Here is a 17,427-nt window from a genome sequence, read left to right as displayed (position 1 = left end):
GCCGCGCGCCGCCGTCGTACGTCTGCTCACGTGAGTGTGGATCCGCCGCCCGCGGCCAGGAAGGCGTCCAGCTCCGCCGACTGGTGCGCGGCGAAAGCCTTGTCCGCGTTGGCCTTCGTACTGGCAAGTACCGGGATCTCGAGGCGGGCGTGGCAGCCGCGGCAGCGGATCTCGTGCGTCCACACCCAGCTGTACGCGGAGTGGATTTCCCGGACCTGCTGCAGGGCGGACGTGATTGCTTCCGTTGTGGCCACAAAGTGTGCCGCGTCCTCGCTGCTGAGGCTGCTACCAATTCCGATGTCGATGCTCATCGTCGCCTCTTTTCCGTAAAAGCCGGATGGTGCTGTTGACAGTAGTGGCTGGAACCCCGCGGCGGAACTGCCACGAGGTCACGGTTGCCTAACGCCGTAGCCGGCTGTGCCGGATCCAGAGCTTTCCGCCTTGACGGGCCGCCGCTTCCATGGTTAGTTAGTCAAGTAAGTAACCAACTGGCCGGGAGGTCGCCTGATGGATGAAGGCAAACCACTCTTCGTGCAGATCGCCGAACAGGTCGAGGCATCGATCCTGGACGGAAGCATCGCCGAGGAGTCACAGGCGCCGTCAACAAACGAGCTGGCCGTGTTCCACCGCATCAATCCGGCTACTGCAGCAAAGGGCGTGAACATGCTCGTGGACAAAGGCGTGCTGTACAAGCGCCGGGGCATCGGAATGTTCGTTGCCCCGGGTGCCCGCGAACTCCTGCTCAAGGAGCGCCGCAGCGATTTTGCCGAGCGGTATGTGCAACCCCTGCTGGCCGAGGCCCGCAGGATCGGGCTCGGGCCTGAAGACGTCGCGGACCTGGTCCGCACCGGTGCCGGCGCTTCACCGGCGAAACCATAAACCTGCCAGATCGAAGGACGCGATGAACTCCGTAATACAGGTCAGGAACCTCACCAAGCGATACAAAGATGCCCTCGCCCTTGACGGTGTCAGCTTCGACATCGAGCAGGACGCCATCTACGGCCTGCTGGGACGCAACGGCGCCGGCAAGACCACCGCCATGTCCATCCTCACGGCCCAGAACCTGCCCACCAGCGGCGAGGTGCGCGTCTTCGGCGAGAACCCGTACGAGAACGCCCGGGTCCTCAGCCGCATGTGCTTCGTCCGGGAAAGCCAGAAATACCCGGACGACGCCACCCCGCGCCACGCCTTCGCAGCTGCCCGGCTGTTCTTTCCCCGCTGGGACCAGGGCCTGGCCGACGAACTCATTGACGATTTCCAGCTCCCCCTGAAACGGACCATCAAGAAGCTCTCCCGCGGGCAGCTCTCTGCCGTGGGGGTCATCATCGGCCTGGCATCCCGGGCTGAGGTCACGTTCTTCGACGAACCGTACCTGGGCCTCGACGCCGTGGCCCGGCAGATCTTCTACGACCGGCTGCTGGCCGACTACGCCGAAGTCCCGCGGACCATCCTGCTCTCCAGCCACCTCATCGACGAAGTCTCCAACCTGATCGAACGCGTGCTCCTGATCGACGACGGCCGCATCATCATGGACGAATCGGCGGAGGACGCACGCGCCCTCGCCACCAACGTGGTGGGCGACGCCGCCGCCGTGGACCGGGCTGTTAACGGGCGGGAGGTCATCCACCGCGAAGGCCTGGGCCGCGTGGCATCCGTGACCTTCCTGGGCCGCCTGGACGGCGCCGAACGCGCCGCGGTTGTTGCCGACGGCCTCGAACTGGCGCCGGTCTCCCTGCAGCAGCTCATTGTGCGCCTTACCCAGCAGCGCTCAGCCGGCAGGCCGGGCACGGACGGCTTCAGCTCCAGCAACTCCCGGCCGGACAGCTCCGGTTCCAACATTTCCGGCACCAACACCTTAGACGCGGATACCCAGGAAGGAAGCCTGCGATGACAACCCTCGAGCCCGGCGCAGCCCTGCAACACCAGGTGCCGCGCAACCGCATGCTCAACGTGGTCCGGCTGCAGTTCGTCAACACCCAAACGTTCATCTGGGTGCCGGCGCTGGTGCTGGGCGGCTCATGGGTTCTGTCCATGATGATCTTCTGGATCATCGGCGGCGCCGGCGTCACCGAGGTCAAGGCCGGCGGCGGGTCCCAGGCACCCCTGTGGTACTTCCTCGCCATCGGCATCCAGGCCATGACCATGACCTTCCCGTTCTCGCAGGCCATGAGCCTCACACGGCGCGAGTTCTTCCTGGGCTCCCTCGCGGCGGCGGCGGTCAGCGGGCTGGGCATGTCCCTGGTGTTCGTGCTGCTGGGCCTATTCGAGCAGGCCACCGGCGGTTACGGGATCAACGGATACTTCGCATACCTGGACTGGGTGTGGGCGTCAGGGCCGTTCGGCGCCGCACTGACCTACTTCACGGCCACCATGTTCTTCTTCACCATCGGTTTCTGGTTCGCCACCATCTTCAAACGGTTCGGCGCCCTGGGACTCACCATCGTCCTGCTGGGGCTCGGCCTCACACTGGTCGGCTTCATTGCCCTGGTGACGTTCCAGCAGGCATGGCCGGCCGTGGGCCAGTGGTTCACGGACACCGGAGCGCTGGGCCTGACGCTGTGGGCCATCCCGGTCACCGCGCTGCTGGCCGTCGGTTCCTACCTCACCCTGCGCCGGATGCCCGCCTGAGTCCGGAGCGGCCTGAACCACAGCAAGAGAAGGACGTACGACGGCGGCCCCGCGCCGCCGTCGTACGTCTTTCCTGTGCTGGGCGTCGTCTTAAGCGCTATTGCGGCGGGTGCCGGCAAGTAAGATTTTGCGGGTGAGGGGAAACGGTCGGCGCCCGGGCGCGCCTGCGGGGGAGTGGATCAAGTACGCGGCACTTTTGGTGCTGGCGGTTGCGGCCTTCGGGGTGGCAGCGCTCGCCCTCATGGGCCCGCGGGACCCGGGCGGGACCGCTCCCGTCGCGGCGGCGAGCACCCCCGCGGCATCGGCCACCGGTACGCCGGCCGCCTCCCCGGCTCCTGCTTCAGCTGCTCCCACCCCCACGGCCACCTCAACGGGCCGGCCGGCGAAGATTGAGCTGCCCGGGAAGCCCGTTCTCCTGATCATGGGGGACTCCTACACGGCCGGCGACGGGGCCGACCAGCCGGACGAGAGCTGGGCGAACCTCGTTGCGGGGTCGCTGGGGTACCCCACCAATATCGATGGCCGCGGCGGGACCGGGTTCGCCTGGGGCGGCGGAGCCCGGGATGACCAGGGCGGCGAATACGAAGTCCGGCTGCGGCAAACCGCGGCCAATAACCCGGCCTTCGTCCCCAACCTGCTGATCCTCCAAGGCGGGCAGAACGATGCCCAGATCACTGACGCCGGTGAAATCACGGCGGCAACCCGCCAGACCATCGAGGCGGCCCGCCGGTTTTGGCCCGGGGTACAGGTGGTGGTGCTCGGACCGTCGGCACCGCAGCCGCTGGGGGAGGACCTGCGGGATGTGAACAGCGCCGTCCGTGCCGGTGCCGAGGCAGCGAATGCCCCGTTCATCGATCCCGTGGAGGGCCGCTGGTTCACCGCTGCGAACAGCCCGGGATTCGATGCCGACGGAGCGCACCCGAACACCGCCGGGCACGCCTACATTGCGGATAAGTTCCTGGAGTCCTGGGCAGCGCTGGTGGAATAGGGCGCTTTTGATGCCGTGGCCGCGCCGGCGATTGGGCCGCGCCGGCTGATGAGAAGTGTGGGGCCGACAGCTATTTGCGGATCGACGCTGATCCGCCGCCTCCGCCGTCGGCCCCGGTCTTTGTGAAATTGTGGACCGCCTGGCGGCGCTGTGACGACGCCGCCAAGCGATCGAGACCATCGGGTTTCTACACCCGACTGAGGTATGGGCTGACTGGGCCTCAGTTCCCAGGTGCACCCCCATGCATTCCCATCCTTCACTCAAAACTGTGCGGGAACCGGCTCAACATCTGCGCCAATTAGGGTCAAGAATTACTCAAGACTGGTTCGGCCGGGAACTTCCCCGGGGGACGGGCTGTCAAGCGCGCTTGGTGTCGGGGGCAAGCCACGAGAGGGCCGCCACCACCTGCGCCTGGACTCCCATGGACAGGGTGGGGTCCAGCACCGGAGCGAAGAAGGGCGAGTGGTTGCCCGGGATGTCGCGGCTGACAGTTCCCTGGCTCTCTGCGGCCCTGTACGTTGCCGGGTCCACGCCGCCCAACAGCCAGAACGTGTAGGGCACCCCGAATGCATCCGGGATGTGGCTGAAGTCCTCTGACGCGGTCTGGGGCTGCGCCTTGCCCACCGCAGCGGCGCCAAAATGGGATGTGAAGGCGGCGGTCACCTGTTCCGTCACGGCGGCATCATTATCCGTCAGCGGGAACTGGTCGTAGAACTCGAAGTCCGGCTCTCGTGGTGACTCCGCGGCCAGGCATTCCCCTCTGACAATCCGCTTGATGGCCGCCAGCACCGTGGACCGCACCTGGGGATCGTAGGTGCGGATGTTGAGGAGCAGTTCGGCCCGGTCCGGGATGATGTTGGACTTGGTTCCGGCGTTCAGCGCTCCGATGGTCAGGACGGAAAACTCGCCGGGCCGGATCTCCCGCGACACCACAGTCTGCAGCCGCAGCACGATGGATGCCGCGAGCACCACGGGGTCAACGGCCATGTGCGGCATGGACCCGTGCGCGCCCTTGCCGTACACGGTGATCCTGAGGGAGTCGCCGGCGGAGAGCACCGGCCCGGCCGTGGTGTACACCGTTCCGGCCGGGGCGGGCATCACATGTTGGGCAAGAGCGACGCCGGGCCGCGGCACCTTGGCGGCCAGGCCGTCGTCGACCATTGCCTTGGACCCGGCGCCAACCTCCTCGGCGGGCTGGAAGAGGGCGATGTAGGTACCGGACCAGGCGCCGCGGCCGTCCGCCATCAGTTTGGCGGCGCCCAGAAGGGTACTGACATGCACGTCGTGTCCGCAGGCATGCATGACTCCGGTGACCTCGGACGCGTAGGAAAGTCCGGTGGCCTCGGTGACGGGAAGCGCATCCATGTCCGCCCGTGCCAGCACGGTGGGCCCGTCGCCGTTCGCCAGGACACCCACGACGCCGGTGCCTCCCAGGCGGACCACACGGTAACCGAACGCGGCGAGTTTGTCCTCCACCAGCCGGGCAGTCCGGTGCTCTTCGAGGCTCAACTCGGGCTGGCGGTGCAGGTCCCGGTAGGTATCCCGGACCCAGCCGAGCTCTGCCTCAAGGCCTGCCAGTACTTTCGCCGCGTTGGTCATCTGGCCAGTATGCCGTCCCGTTGGCCAGTCAGATATGGGCTGCCGTGGAACCCTTTTTGGCTGGAGGTGCCGGAATATGGAGCACGCGGCGCGCGACCGCCTGCACACCCTGTGCCTCTAGTCGTGTAACAAAGGGTCTATTTTCAGGGCCTCTCCGAACCCGCCCGGTGCTGAGCCGCACCCGGCAACCACAGTTGAGGGTCCCGGGGAACCGGCCAGCTCCTATCCGCGCACGGCGATGTGTTGACAGGTGGCGCCCGCCCCCGATGGTCTGGCTGGCCCGATCGGCTGGCCTGTGTGACAGCTAATGGCTATTTGCGCAGGTCAGCGCCCCATGAAGTTTAGCTAAACGATTTACTAACTCGGGGATGCGATGGCCCGCGGAACCGCGGAATGAGGCAGTCTCCCCGGCCGGCCAAGCCGCTGAGCTCTGCTGCCCTCCCGCGCACGGCCTACCTCGCTTGTCGCGGGACGTGACACTTTTTGTAAATTTGCGTGTCGAAAGGCCGTCCGCACCTTCGAATGCCACCCGTACGATTCCCGGCGGATAAGTGGGAGTTGACTATCCGAAAGAAGCGGTGCCGGAATTGACTTGCTATTCCGGCCGGATGCATCTGCATTTTGCGGCTGGCTTCGTCCTATGTAGTCTTTCAAGCGACATGCCGATTTGGGGGCGGGTCAAAACAAGCTTGTAGCCGGCGCCTTACTGGGTGCCGGCAAGTTGATCTGTAGAGCATGCGTAGGGGTGCATTCTTGATTCGCGTTGAAGGTCTCAGAAAGAAATTCCAGAACGTCACGGCAGTGGACGGGTTATCCATGGAGATACCCACAGGATCCGTGTTCGCGTTCCTTGGAACCAATGGAGCAGGAAAAAGCACCACCATCTCCTGCATGACAACCAGCCTTCCGTTTGATGAAGGCACGATTGTCATCAATGGCAACACCGTCGGAAAAGACGATGAGCGGATCCGGCGTGACATTGGCGTCGTCTTCCAGCAGTCGCTTCTTGACCCGCTGGCCACCCCGGTGGAGAACCTCAGGCTCCGCGCTGGGTTCTACGGGCTAGGGCGCAAAACCGATGCCCGGATCAAGGAACTCACCGAACTGGTGGACCTGGGAAGCTTTGCCAACCGCAGCTACGGCCCCCTTTCGGGCGGGCAAAAGCGTCGGGTCGACATTGCCCGCGCCCTGATCCACAGCCCGTCCGTCCTGTTCTTGGATGAACCCACGGCCGGCCTGGATCCGCAGAGCCGGGAACAGGTATGGGAAGCGATCAACACCCTGCGCGAAGAACAGGGCCTCACGGTGTTCCTGACCACCCACTACATGCAGGAGACCGAGAACGCCGACGAGGTGGTGATCATTGACAAGGGCAGGAAGATCGCAGCCGGTACGCCGGCGGAGCTCCGCTCCCAGCACAGCCGCAGCGTGCTGACCATCCAGTCGCTGGCCCATGCGAGCCTTGAACGCACCGTCACGGAACTCGGCCTGCCCTACGAGGCCCGGACCGACGTATTCGAGATCGGCGTCGAAACGACGCGGGACGCACTGGCCGTCATCGATGCCCATCGTGAACATATTGGAAACTTCGAATTACGGCACGGAACGATGGACGACGTCTTCCTTTCGCTGACTGGAAAGGCATAAAGATGCGAATTACCGCTCTTCTTATGGGCCGCAATTTGTCCTTGTTCTTCCGCGACAGGATGGGTGTGTTTCTTTCCCTCCTTTCAGCCATCATCCTTTTCGCCCTTTACGCCTTGTTCCTGGGAAATCTCCAGGTGGAGAATGTCCAGGAAAAATTCCCTAATGCCAGTGCCGGGGATGTTCAGGGCTTTGTCAATTCCTGGGTGTTCGCTGGCATCGTCATGATCACTACGCTGACCACCAGCCTTTCGGCCCTCAACATCTTCGTTGAGGACAGGGCATCCGGACGCTTCAAGGATTTCATGGTCTCCCCGGTGCGGCGAGGTCACTTGGTGGGCGGCTACCTGCTGTCGAGTTTCGTGATTGCCGTGATGATGAGCACCGTGATCCTGGTGGTGGGGCAGGTCTACATGCTTGCCACCGGCCAGCCCATCACTTCCTGGACCGGCCTGGCGCAGACCTTCGCCTACATCTGCCTGCTGTCCGCAGCATTCTCGGCGCTGTCTTCCTTCATCGTGACGTTTATACGCAGCTCCAGCGCCTTCTCGTCACTTGGCACTATCGTCGGAACAATCATTGGTTTCCTCGCCGGTGCCTACATCCCCTTGGGAACCCTGCCGGACGGGGTTACCAACGTCATCAATGCCCTGCCGTTCTCGCAGGCGGCGATGCTGGTGCGCGGCCCACTCACCGAGGCAACCATCGACCAGCTGGCCGGAGGCCAGGATCAGGCCATCACCGCCCTGGACGAGTTCTACGGCGTTGACATCTTCGTGTCAGACCTTGCCGTCACAGTGCCCATGGCCATTGGCGTCATGGTCGCCGTCCTCGCGCTGTTCGCCGCGCTGGGCATGGTGCGGATCCGCACCCACATCCGCTAGGCCTCAACACCATTTCCCCCACGCCACCGTCCCCGACGGTGGTGTGGCTTGGTGCACCCTTTTTCGCTGGCAGGTGCACCCTTTTGCATTAGGAGCCATTGATATGAGTCAAACCATCGGGCTGTTTCCAGGGCAGGGCAGCCAGTACGTAGGTATGGGGAACCGCCTCGCCAAGGGGAACGCCGCCGCCGCTGCGGTGTTCGACCGGGCCGGGACTGCTACAGGTGTGGACGTGCGGCAGCTTTGTTGGGAAACCGACAGCGCCGAACTGGAACGCACCGAAAATGCGCAGCTGGCGCTGACAGTCTTCAGCCTCGCCGCACACAGCGCCTACGAGGCAGGGGGTGGCGCCCCTATCGATGGCTGTGCCGGGCACAGCGTTGGCGCCATCGCGGCGGCCGCGGCCGCCGGCTACCTCTCCATTGAATCGGCGGCGGTCCTTGCCCAGACCAGGGGCCGCCTGATGGCCCGTGCACCCGGCAGCGGAGGGATGCTTGCGGTCGCAGTCCCTGCCCGGGACCTTGCCGAAGAAGGCCGCAAGGCCGGGCAGGACATGGCGCTCGCCTTCGGGCTGGATGTTGCCGCCCACAACGGGCCGCGGCAGATTGTGCTTTCCGGGGCAGCTCCCTCACTGGACATGGCGGAAGCAGCCCTCGGAGCCAAAGCTAAACGGCTCAGTGTCAGCCACGCTTTCCACTCCCGTCTTATGGGACCCGTGGAGGCGGAATGGCATGAGGTGCTGGACAGCGTAGGGATGGCCAAGGCCGCCGGGACCTATATCGGCTGCACGGATGCCAGGCCAACCCGCCGGGGTACCGACGTCCTGGCGGACCTTAAGCGAGGCCTGTGCCACCCCGTGATGTGGAGCTCTGTAATGGAGGAGAGCCGCGCATATGACCGGCTCTGCATCTTCGGCTCAGGCCGGGCTATTGCCCGTTTGGCCCGGCCGTACCTGCAGTCTCGGGAAGTGCTCATTGTTGAGGACAACGTCAAGCTCGCGGAAGGTGCTGGCCGTGCATAGCGTCGATGCCACCGGGCCCGGTGTTCCCGCCCGGCCCGTAGCCCTGATAACGGGTGCGTCCAGGGGCATTGGTCAGGCCTCTGCTGTCGCACTGGCCCAGGCCGGATACGACGTCGTGGGCTTCTCGCGTTCCGGTGAATCGGACAGCTCCGAGACGGCAGAACTCGTCCGGCAGGCTGGTGGGACTTACAGTTCGCACAAGGTTGACGTCTCGGTGGAAGCAGACGTAAGGACGGCTTTCAGGTCCTTCCTGGCGGCTACCGGAAGGCGCCTGGATGCCGTGGTGGTTTCCGCTGGCATCACCTCTGATGGACTCGCCGCAACGATGTCTGCGGACCGCTTCGACTCCGTGATCGCCGTCAACCTGCGCGGCACCTTCCTGGTGTGCCGGGAAGCGGTCAAGGCCATGCGCAAGTCCGGGGGCTCGATTGTCCTCCTCAGTTCAACCTCCGGCGTGTCCGGCCAAGCAGGCCAGATCAACTACAGCGCCAGCAAGGGCGGCGTGAACGCCATGACGCAGTCTTTGGCCAAGGAAGTTGCGGGCATGGGGATTCGCGTCAACGCCGTGGCGCCTGGGTTCACGGACACTGACATGTTCCGACGCATGGACGCTAAGGCCCGGCACGATCTCACCCGGCACATCCCGCTACAGCGCGTAGCGCACGCCGACGAGGTAGCACGCGCTATCCGGTTCCTGGCCACCCCGGAGTCCAGTTACATCACCGGCCAAATACTTCCCGTCGACGGCGGACTCACCGCCTGATTGCACCACCAAGCCGAAAGAAGGACACACCATGCCTGAAAACACTGAGCAGTACCAACGCGCCCAGCGCCGCTTTGAACTCAACGCCGCAGTCCGGCGGAGCATTATCGGAGGCCTCGACCTCCCTGTGGACCCCGACCTGGTAGATGACGACCAGCCCCTGTTCGGGCGGGGACTGGAACTCGACTCGCTGGACACCCTCGAAATCGTCAGCCTGATGGAAGAGGATTTCGGGGTTTACATCACGGACGAACAGCGGTTTGTCTTCGGATCCGTCAACAAGCTGGTGGACTTCGCCGAAGCCGCCCAACTCGCTGACAACGGCGCCTGAGTTGGAACGGGCCCTTTCCGCTACGGAGCTGCTTCAGCGCCTGCCGCACCGGCACCCGTTCGTCCTGCTGGACGGCCTGCACTCAATTGATCCCGGCGTCAGCGGCGTGGGGATCAAGAACATCAGCATCAGTGACCCCGTTTTTGCCGGGCACTTTCCGGGCAAGCCGATCTATCCCGGCGTCATGATGATTGAGGCCGCTGCCCAGGCGTGCGGCGTCATCGGCACGTTCACGGACGACATTGACGGTGACCAGGCGTCCATCGGCTACCTGGCCACGGTGAAGCGCTTCGCGTTCAAGGAATTGGTGGTTCCCGGCGACCAGTTGCAGATCCACTGCCGGCGGCACGTTTCCGTGGGATCGCTCATCGAGTTCAAATGCACGCTGACAGTGGGCAGGAAAACCGTGGCGGAGGGAAGCCTGGCAATCAGTGTGGGGCACGGAGACAAGCAATGACCCTGATCCGGGAATACCAACCCGCCGATGCTGCCGCGCTCGCCGCGCACTTTGTGCGGAGCGGGTACGGCCCGCACCACGGGGCTTCGTTGCTTGGGGCCAAAACGATGGCCGCCGTGCTGTCCGAACGAACACCTGAGCTGTTCATGGTGGCCATGGATGGTGACGATATTGTTGGCTGCATCGGGTTCATGCGCGGCTCCGGCAGGCGCGTCACCCGGGACGGTGAACTTTTCGCGGGCCTGTTCGTCCTCGACCCCCGGCACCGCAACTCCATGCTCGCCGGCAACATGTTCGTGAAGTCCTTCGAAAAATTGGTTGCCGGCGGAACCCGCGCAATGCGGATCGAAGCGAACCCCACGAACAAAAAAGCCTTTCCCCTGTATCTGCGGGTGGGCTTTCGCGCCCTTCCGGGTGCCAAGGCTGACGAAGACGGCTACATCGAGTTGGTCAGCCACCTGCCGGGCGTCATTGGCGACCTTCTCCGCAGCAACATCGGCGACGAACTGAGCGACGTCCTGCCGCGTTTCAGCTGGCGCAATGCCGCCGGCGGCCGGGACACGGCCCCCACGTCAGGCGTCACCGTCACACCTGACGGATCTGCCGTGGTGGGCTACGACCTTAGTGCCGCGGACTTCAGCCTGCGCGCCAACATTGCCATGGACTCCGGAGCCACCCTGGGGTACGACGTTGTCTCTGGGTCCATCACGGAACTGCCGCTCCATGGCGGCATGGACCGGCACGGGGAGGCAGAGTGCATGGCAGCCTGGCAGTTGGCCCCAGGCATCGTCGCCCAGGCGGACACATTCGGCACCGTATCGATCGTTGGCCCGGGCTTTCCGGGGCCTGCCCTGATTGACCACTGGCCGGTGGTCCGGGGGAGTATCGCCTATGGCTGGCGGCGACCCCGGCCGTCCCCCGTGGCGTTCGAGGCCCGGGAGGACGGGTGGCGGATGAGCGCCGCCAGCATCGACGGAACCGTGACGCGGGACGTCCGGTTCGGCGACGGCCAGATGAGCATTTCGTCGGTTCTTTCCACTGACGACGGCGCCAAAGAGTTGGTTGCCAGCCCATGGGTTTCGATGCGGACTGCCGAAAAGTACCTGGTGGCGGCCGATGGAACGACTATGGGAGGACCCGTGGTCCGGGGCATCTGGCCGCCAGATTTCACCGACTTTGAAGCCTGCGCCGACGAGGTCCAGCCGGAGCTGCCCGCCCGGACTACGCTGTGGCGCAACCAGTTCCTGGTTCTTGAAGCGTCCTGGCCCGGGGACGTGACGGCACGGCATGAAGGAAACCACCTTCCACAGCTCCGCGGGCCGGCAAATAGCCCTGTGGCATACACGGTCGCGGTGGGCACCGCCGGCAGTACTCCTGCCCCTCAGATATTTTCGACGCCGGCCGGCATCACGGTGGAGAAGGTCCGCCGGGCCCAGCGGACGGCAAAGCGGGCAGCCACGCAAACCCACACCGTCACCTGGCAAGCGTCAAAGCGTGCCGGCCGGGACGTCGTCGAACACGTGGGCGCCCTGATGGAGTTGCGCTACTCGGAAGGGGCCGGCGGGGTGGTGGGCTGGTCCCACGACGGCAACCAGATTCTTTCCAGCCCCTACCCCGGCGTCCGAATCTGGGGCTCACTCACGGACTGGGCGGCGGGTCTGTGGGCCTCCCGCTGTGCGCCCCGGGACAACCCCGAACAGGGCGTCGAATGGGTTGGAAGCGCTTTCGCCCTCCCGCTGGCCGGTCCTGTTCCGCGCTCCGGGCAGGACTCGTGGACACTTGAGGCCGTGGATGGTCCGGTGCCTGCCATCGAAGTCGCCGCCGCACTGGCGCCGCGGCAGGACGACGGCGATATGGCTTTCTACCTCACGCCGGCCAGTCTCCCGGGAGCGTCCCTCCTGTTCGGCAACCCCCACGGTGAAAAGTGGGTAGTGGAGGCCACCGGCCAGGCCTGGACCCTGGGTACCTCCAGGATCGCCGTCGAGCTGCAAAGTGGAGGTTACCTGGTGGTCCGGCCCGTGCACGGACTGCACCAGGAAGTATTCGTCCGCTCCGACCGCAAGGGCCTGCACCTCTCGTTGCTCTCCAGGCCCGGCGAAGACGGCGCCGAATGCCGGTGGAGGATCAGCGTCCTGCCGCACAGGTCCGCCGCTCTCGCGGAAATGGACCGCTGATGGCGCGGCGTCCCCTGGTCTTCTTTTGCCCTGGAAAGTTCAGTTTCGGGGAACTGCAGAATGCCATCACCGTTGCCCGGCAGTTCCCCCCGGGAGATCCCGTCGAATTCCTTGTCGCAGAGCAGTACCTCGATATTGTCCGCCGGTCCGGCGTCGAGGCCAGCGCCGTTCCCCAAGGCCCGGGAAACCGGGACGCCACAATGTCCCTTCTGCGGCACCTACGGCCCCTTGCCGTCGTGGTGGCCGACCACCACCTCCTCGCCCTGGAGCGGGGGAACGTGTCAGCGCAGCAGCTCATGGACCTCGGCTGCCCTGTTATTGCCATGGATTCGCTGTGTCTGGGCCCTGGCGCCTCCACGCTGACAATGGCCCTCGCCCGGCAGGCGGGCACCGCACCCATCCACCGCTGGTTTCCGCCCGAGACGGCAATCCCGGCGCTTCCCGCCGAAGTCGCCCTCATGCGGGCGGTACCTGTGGCCGGGCTGGGCCGCCCCGCAGACTCCTTCAACCTGTACGGGGAAGGGCTCAGGCCCGCACGGACCAAAGCGGAGGTCTTCAGCTCCCTGGGGATAAGCAGCATGCGGTCCCTGGTGGTTGCAGCCCAGTCCGGCTGGGCCACCTCGGCGTACGGTCTGCTGGGACGTGTGTCCCGGAACGCAGACACGGATACCTACCGCAGCCTCAAGGACCGGTGGGCGGCCGAGATGTTCAGCCGCACGGGGCGGCCCGTCACTGTCTTGGAACTTTCATCGAGTACCAGGAAGGCCACCGTCCACGGCAACGTTGAGTTCCTTCCCTGTCCGTACCTTCCCATGGACGACTTCGCCGACATTCTGGGCGCCGCTGACCTCTATGTCACGGACAACGTGACATCCGGTGCCATGGCCAAGGCCGCAACCCTTGGCACTCCGGTCCTGGCACTGGTAAACCAGCACAACGAACGGTCCGGAGACCCGTTCTCCGCCGGCTGGCTGGCCGAGATGGAGGCAAAGTTCCCGGGGTTTGGAGTCAGATTCCTGGTCAACCCCTTCGGCTGGGCGGAAGAGCTCGCTCCGCTCCTCTACAGGAACGACTACATGGCCGCGCTGCCAAAAGCCGAGATCTACAACCTGGATGCTTGCGTGGCAGCTGTCCAGGAGCTTCTTGGACAGCGCGACGGGCCCGCTACCCTGGCGCTCAGCCGCCAGGTCGCAGGCCTGCCGACGGCCGCCGCCCTCATCCGCGAACGCGTCAGCGACTGATCTTCCACCGCCGTCCTCCCGCTCGCTGTCCTTCCGTACATCCGTCGCAATAGCGGACCCGCAAGCCTTGCGGACCTCGCACACCACAAAGGAGAAACCATGCTCACCACTAAGGAAAGCTACGCAGCAATCCGCCACACCGCCGCCGTCTACAACCGGGGCGGCGAAGTCCTCCGGCTGACCGGAACCCATCGTGTTGAACTCCTGTCCTGGCTGCTCGCCAAACAGACGGAGTTCGCTGAGCCCGGCACCGTCGTCGAATCCCTGATCCTTGACGAGACCGGGAACGTGGAAGGGTCGGCACTGGTGGTGCTGGACGACGAAGCCGCCGTAGTCATCGCGGACTCGCAGACTCCTTTGCTGCCGATCGCCTTGGCTGCCATCGAAAGCCTTGGCCTGGAGGGCACCTTCGCCGAGGACGCAGAAGACCTGGCCGCCGTCCTCGCCATTGAAGGCCCTCTGTCCTGGCAGGTTGCGGAGGACATCACCGAGGATCCCATTTCCGAAATCCTCCTCAACGAATGGCGCCGGGGCACGCTCAACGGAACCGGCTGCCTGCTCGTCCGCATCGGAACCACCGCAGAATACGGCTACCTGGTGGTGACGTCCGCCGCCGGCGGCACATCCGCGTTCGACCGACTGGTGGATCGCGCCCAGGGCGTGGGTGGCGGCCGCATCGACAAGAATGTCCTCCACCGCGCCCAAGCCGAAGTGAACCACCCGGTACTGCCCTCTCAAGCCCAAGGCCTGAACATTTTCGAAGCAGGCATCCAGTGGATGGCCACCCCCAACCGCGACGACGAATACCGGGGCAAAGCCGGCGTCCAGCTCCAAGCGCCGGGCCGGAAAATTGTGGCAGCGGTGAGCGACAACGCAGACTTCCCGGAAGCCGGGACCACCGTCACTGACGAAGGGATTACCGTAGGCCGGGTCCAGACGTCCACCGCGAGGGCGGGCCTCAACTCCGGGTTCGGACTCCTGCTCCTCGACGTCCCGTACTGCGTCCCCGGGCTGACGCTTGCTGCCGGGGGCCGGAGTCTGTCGACGGTTGCCCGTCCCGCCGTCGACCCGCAGTCCTGGACCCAGCAGATCGGCGGGTAAGACATGACAATCGTAGTTACCGGCATCGGGATGATGACCGCGGTGGGCGACACAGCGGACGAATGCTGGAAAAATATCGCTGACGGAAAGTCCGGACTTTCCACGGTCAGCGTGGTGCCCCACGCCGGGCTGATCAGTACCCGGGCCGGTGAGGTGCGCTCCAAGCATGTGGATGCGGACGACGATGATGACCGCAGCATCATCCTCAGTCGCATCGCGCTCGAAGAAGCACTGACAACAGCGGGTTTGGCCGCCGATAGTCCCTACCAGAACCACCGTGTAGGGCTGGCCATCGGCACCTCGCTCGGCGGTGCGCGGAGGGGAGAGGAATTCCACCGCCAGTGGCTTTCCCGCGGCCTGCGGCAAGCAGATGCCGGGCTCCTGCGCCAGTATCCGCTGCACGCCACGGCCGACTACCTGGCCGCGCGTTTCAAGCTCTTCGGGCCACGGACGGTGCACTCAAACGCGTGTGCAGCAGGGTCGGTTGCGATCGCCAACGGCATGGAGTACCTCCGGACCGGGGCAGCAGACATGGTGGTGGCCGGCGGCGTGGACCCATTGGCCTATTTGTCGTTCGGAGGGTTCTCCTGCCTGGGCGCCCTGTCACCGAGGGACTGTGCCCCATACAGCAAAAGCGAAGGCCTCACACTGGGGGAAGGTGCCGGATTCCTGATCCTGGAACGGGCTGAATCCGCCCATGCCCGCAAGGCTCCCGTCCTCGCCGTCCTGTCCGGATACGGCCTGTCGGCGGACGCCCACCACCCCACCGCGCCCGATCCGCGCGGCCGCGGTGCCCTCTCCGCAATGATGTCGGCCCTGGAGATGGCTGACGCCACGGCACAGCAGATCGATTACATCAACGGCCACGGCACGGGAACTCCTGCGAACGACGGTGGTGAAAAAAAGATCCTGCTCCACCTTGGCGAGAACAGCATCCCCATGAGTTCCACCAAGTCGATGATCGGTCACACGCTGGGCGCTGCCGGAGCAGTGGAAGCCGTGACCACCGTCATGGCGTTGCGTGAACAGGTCCTTCCGCCCACCGTGGTCCCGGACGACTTCGAAGGAACGCTCGATTTCGATGCCGTGCCAGGCTCCGGGCGCCCGGCAGCCATCTCCCTGGCCCTGTCCAACTCGTTTGCGTTTGGCGGCAACAACTCGACATTGGTGTTCCGCAGCAAGGCCAACACTTATGAACACGCAGTGCCCGCGGCACGGCATGTGGGTATCACCGCTGTGGCATCCATGGTGGGTCCTGCAGGGAACTCCGAAGCTGTAGCCGAAGCCCTGTTTTCCGGCACAGCGCTTTACGGCAACAGCTCGGTAGCCATCGACGAGTACGGCCCCTTCCCCATTGGAGAAGTTCCGGAATCGGTGCAGAAATCAGGCATCAACCCCACGGCGCTCCGGCGCCTCGATGCCCTCAGTAAACGCTCTGCATCGGTGGTTGGGCAATTACTCAAGGAAAGGCCGCTCAGCCGGACCGAGCTCCAAACAACCGGGCTCATCTTTGCCACGGCTTCGGGACCGATGTCAACGGTGGAGGCCTTCCAACGCGGCCTCATTACGGAGGGGGCAGGCAACACCAGGCTGTTCCCCAACACCGTGATGAACGCCTCCGCCGGCCACGTGGCCCTGCTTCACGGGCTGAGGGGACCTACGGCGACGTTTTGCGCCGGAAGCACCAGCGCCGTCAGCGCCTTGCACTTCGGCCACCAGCTGATTGCCTCCGGGTCCTGCGACCGAGTGATCGTCCTGTCTGCGGATGAAGCGTCCACCGCACTCTTGGCAGGCTACGCCAGGATTGACGGCTACCTCAGCAAGGATGTGCTTCGTCCCTTTGGCAACAGCGGGCGCCTCTACAGCGGTGCTGCCGCTGCGATCATGCTGGAATCCGCGGACGTGGTCCAGGCTCTGCCTTCCGTTCGCATACTGGGGTTTGGTTTCGCTGGGGACGACAGCGGCTGCGGCAACATCAAACAGGACCCCACAGCGTGGCGGCTGGCAATGTCTGAAGCCATCCGGTCAGCCGGGCTGGAACCCTGCGACATAGACGTGGTCATTGCTGCTGCGCCGGGCAGGGACCAGATCGACCAGCTGGAGCGCCGTGCCATCAACAGCCTCCACCTGACGCAGGCCGTGGTCAGCGCTCCAAAGGCGGTCCTGGGTGACACCCAGTCCTCCTCGGCGCTCCTTGGTGTGCAACAGGCACGATGGATGAAGGCGCGTGCACAGGTTCCCGGGACACGCTACTTCGCATCCGGCGCATCCGGAGCAGACGCCCTTGACGGCGCGAAACCACTCCGGGTGTTGGTTAACTCGATGGAAATCGGCGGCAATTATCAGTCCGTGGTGGTAGAAGCCTAGGAAACATTAGTGGAGATGGTGAAGCTTCCCTGGCTTGGCCGTCCGCTTGCGATGGACAGGCGGGGCGGATTGGAGGTGTGGCGGACCCGCGCCGGAGAAGAAGCGGGTCCGCCACGAATGGGCGAGGGGCGGAGGATGATCCGCCTGCTGCAGAAGAGCGGACGGTGCTGCTTGTCGCCCGCTCTGGATACCGAAGGGGAAACTGGACGGAACTTCTGTAGCTCGTGCC

The 17,427-nt window shown here is 64.8% G+C and carries 16 protein-coding genes; 14 read left to right on the top strand and 2 right to left on the bottom strand.

The window, feature by feature from the left end; translation table 11 throughout:
* Positions 1-26 precede the first annotated feature (26 nt).
* Complete coding sequence (locus tag ACP3TD_RS15605; RefSeq protein WP_426763900.1) at positions 27-311, bottom strand: hypothetical protein; 285 nt, start codon at positions 309-311, stop codon at positions 27-29.
* 193 nt (positions 312-504) lie between these two features.
* Here ACP3TD_RS15605 and ACP3TD_RS15600 point away from each other — a divergent pair, with 193 nt between their 5' ends.
* From ACP3TD_RS15600 to ACP3TD_RS15585, 4 genes are all read left to right on the top strand, one after another.
* Positions 505-879, top strand: coding sequence for a GntR family transcriptional regulator (locus ACP3TD_RS15600; protein ID WP_377203974.1), 375 nt, complete (start codon positions 505-507; stop codon positions 877-879).
* Positions 880-901: 22 nt separating this feature from the next.
* The gene (locus ACP3TD_RS15595; protein ID WP_426763899.1) at positions 902-1,891 is read left to right on the top strand and encodes an ABC transporter ATP-binding protein; all 990 of its coding nucleotides are present in this window, start codon (positions 902-904) and stop codon (positions 1,889-1,891) included.
* Positions 1,888-2,628 carry a hypothetical protein gene (locus ACP3TD_RS15590; RefSeq protein WP_426763898.1) on the top strand — a complete coding sequence of 247 codons (741 nt, stop codon included), beginning with the start codon at positions 1,888-1,890 and terminating at the stop codon, positions 2,626-2,628. The genes ACP3TD_RS15595 and ACP3TD_RS15590 overlap by 4 nt, the downstream gene beginning before the upstream one ends.
* 133 nt (positions 2,629-2,761) lie before the next feature.
* Positions 2,762-3,616: an SGNH/GDSL hydrolase family protein gene (locus ACP3TD_RS15585; RefSeq protein ID WP_426763897.1), complete on the top strand. Its 855-nt coding sequence runs from the start codon at positions 2,762-2,764 to the stop codon at positions 3,614-3,616.
* Positions 3,617-3,973: 357 nt separating this feature from the next.
* Here the strand turns inward: ACP3TD_RS15585 and ACP3TD_RS15580 are convergent, their stop codons facing one another.
* A complete protein-coding gene (locus ACP3TD_RS15580; RefSeq protein WP_426763896.1) occupies positions 3,974-5,215 on the bottom strand; it encodes an amidohydrolase in 1,242 nt (413 codons plus the stop codon).
* A gap of 735 nt (positions 5,216-5,950) precedes the next feature.
* On the opposite strand from ACP3TD_RS15580, the gene ACP3TD_RS15575 reads away from it, so the two are divergent.
* From ACP3TD_RS15575 to ACP3TD_RS15530, 10 genes are all read left to right on the top strand, one after another.
* Positions 5,951-6,862: an ABC transporter ATP-binding protein gene (locus ACP3TD_RS15575; protein WP_056075883.1), complete on the top strand. Its 912-nt coding sequence runs from the start codon at positions 5,951-5,953 to the stop codon at positions 6,860-6,862.
* 2 nt (positions 6,863-6,864) lie between these two features.
* Positions 6,865-7,743: an ABC transporter permease gene (locus ACP3TD_RS15570; protein ID WP_056075880.1), complete on the top strand. Its 879-nt coding sequence runs from the start codon at positions 6,865-6,867 to the stop codon at positions 7,741-7,743.
* Positions 7,744-7,846: 103 nt separating this feature from the next.
* Positions 7,847-8,764, top strand: coding sequence for an ACP S-malonyltransferase (locus tag ACP3TD_RS15565; protein ID WP_426763895.1), 918 nt, complete (start codon positions 7,847-7,849; stop codon positions 8,762-8,764).
* On the top strand, positions 8,757-9,527 hold the full coding sequence (locus tag ACP3TD_RS15560; RefSeq protein ID WP_426763894.1) for an SDR family NAD(P)-dependent oxidoreductase: 771 nt from the start codon (positions 8,757-8,759) through the stop codon (positions 9,525-9,527). Before ACP3TD_RS15565 ends, ACP3TD_RS15560 begins: the two co-directional genes overlap by 8 nt.
* 31 nt (positions 9,528-9,558) lie before the next feature.
* A complete protein-coding gene (locus tag ACP3TD_RS15555; RefSeq protein WP_056075871.1) occupies positions 9,559-9,858 on the top strand; it encodes an acyl carrier protein in 300 nt (99 codons plus the stop codon).
* A gap of 1 nt (position 9,859) precedes the next feature.
* Complete coding sequence (fabZ, locus tag ACP3TD_RS15550; protein ID WP_426763893.1) at positions 9,860-10,315, top strand: 3-hydroxyacyl-ACP dehydratase FabZ; 456 nt, start codon at positions 9,860-9,862, stop codon at positions 10,313-10,315.
* Positions 10,312-12,489: a GNAT family N-acetyltransferase gene (locus ACP3TD_RS15545; RefSeq protein WP_426763892.1), complete on the top strand. Its 2,178-nt coding sequence runs from the start codon at positions 10,312-10,314 to the stop codon at positions 12,487-12,489. The genes fabZ and ACP3TD_RS15545 overlap by 4 nt, the downstream gene beginning before the upstream one ends.
* Positions 12,489-13,730: a DUF6365 family protein gene (locus tag ACP3TD_RS15540; protein WP_426763891.1), complete on the top strand. Its 1,242-nt coding sequence runs from the start codon at positions 12,489-12,491 to the stop codon at positions 13,728-13,730. The genes ACP3TD_RS15545 and ACP3TD_RS15540 overlap by 1 nt, the downstream gene beginning before the upstream one ends.
* A 99-nt stretch (positions 13,731-13,829) precedes the next feature.
* Positions 13,830-14,831 carry an aminomethyl transferase family protein gene (locus ACP3TD_RS15535; protein WP_426763890.1) on the top strand — a complete coding sequence of 334 codons (1,002 nt, stop codon included), beginning with the start codon at positions 13,830-13,832 and terminating at the stop codon, positions 14,829-14,831.
* Positions 14,832-14,834: 3 nt separating this feature from the next.
* Positions 14,835-17,198 (top strand): beta-ketoacyl synthase N-terminal-like domain-containing protein, encoded by a 2,364-nt coding sequence (locus ACP3TD_RS15530; RefSeq protein WP_426763889.1) that lies wholly within the window; start codon positions 14,835-14,837, stop codon positions 17,196-17,198.
* The last annotated feature ends 229 nt before the right edge of the window (positions 17,199-17,427 follow it).

This window comes from Pseudarthrobacter sp. 1G09, from assembly GCF_050038305.1.
GTDB classification, from domain to species: Bacteria; Actinomycetota; Actinomycetes; order Actinomycetales; family Micrococcaceae; genus Arthrobacter; species Arthrobacter equi.
Note: the sequence above shows the minus strand (reverse complement) of the source record. Positions and strands in the feature narration are given on the sequence as shown.

What these genes read in the sequence shown, in the direction of transcription:
- ACP3TD_RS15575 (WP_056075883.1), top strand. Translation starts at nt 5,951, where the DNA reads ATGCGTAGGGGTGCATTCTTGATTCGCGTTGAAGGTCTCAGAAAGAAA.
- ACP3TD_RS15540 (WP_426763891.1), top strand. Translation starts at nt 12,489, where the DNA reads ATGGCGCGGCGTCCCCTGGTCTTCTTTTGCCCTGGAAAGTTCAGTTTC.
- ACP3TD_RS15535 (WP_426763890.1), top strand. Translation starts at nt 13,830, where the DNA reads ATGCTCACCACTAAGGAAAGCTACGCAGCAATCCGCCACACCGCCGCC.
- ACP3TD_RS15605 (WP_426763900.1), bottom strand. Translation starts at nt 311, where the DNA reads ATGAGCATCGACATCGGAATTGGTAGCAGCCTCAGCAGCGAGGACGCG.
- ACP3TD_RS15580 (WP_426763896.1), bottom strand. Translation starts at nt 5,215, where the DNA reads ATGACCAACGCGGCGAAAGTACTGGCAGGCCTTGAGGCAGAGCTCGGC.
- ACP3TD_RS15590 (WP_426763898.1), top strand. Translation starts at nt 1,888, where the DNA reads ATGACAACCCTCGAGCCCGGCGCAGCCCTGCAACACCAGGTGCCGCGC.
- ACP3TD_RS15530 (WP_426763889.1), top strand. Translation starts at nt 14,835, where the DNA reads ATGACAATCGTAGTTACCGGCATCGGGATGATGACCGCGGTGGGCGAC.
- ACP3TD_RS15565 (WP_426763895.1), top strand. Translation starts at nt 7,847, where the DNA reads ATGAGTCAAACCATCGGGCTGTTTCCAGGGCAGGGCAGCCAGTACGTA.
- ACP3TD_RS15595 (WP_426763899.1), top strand. Translation starts at nt 902, where the DNA reads ATGAACTCCGTAATACAGGTCAGGAACCTCACCAAGCGATACAAAGAT.
- ACP3TD_RS15555 (WP_056075871.1), top strand. Translation starts at nt 9,559, where the DNA reads ATGCCTGAAAACACTGAGCAGTACCAACGCGCCCAGCGCCGCTTTGAA.
- ACP3TD_RS15570 (WP_056075880.1), top strand. Translation starts at nt 6,865, where the DNA reads ATGCGAATTACCGCTCTTCTTATGGGCCGCAATTTGTCCTTGTTCTTC.
- ACP3TD_RS15545 (WP_426763892.1), top strand. Translation starts at nt 10,312, where the DNA reads ATGACCCTGATCCGGGAATACCAACCCGCCGATGCTGCCGCGCTCGCC.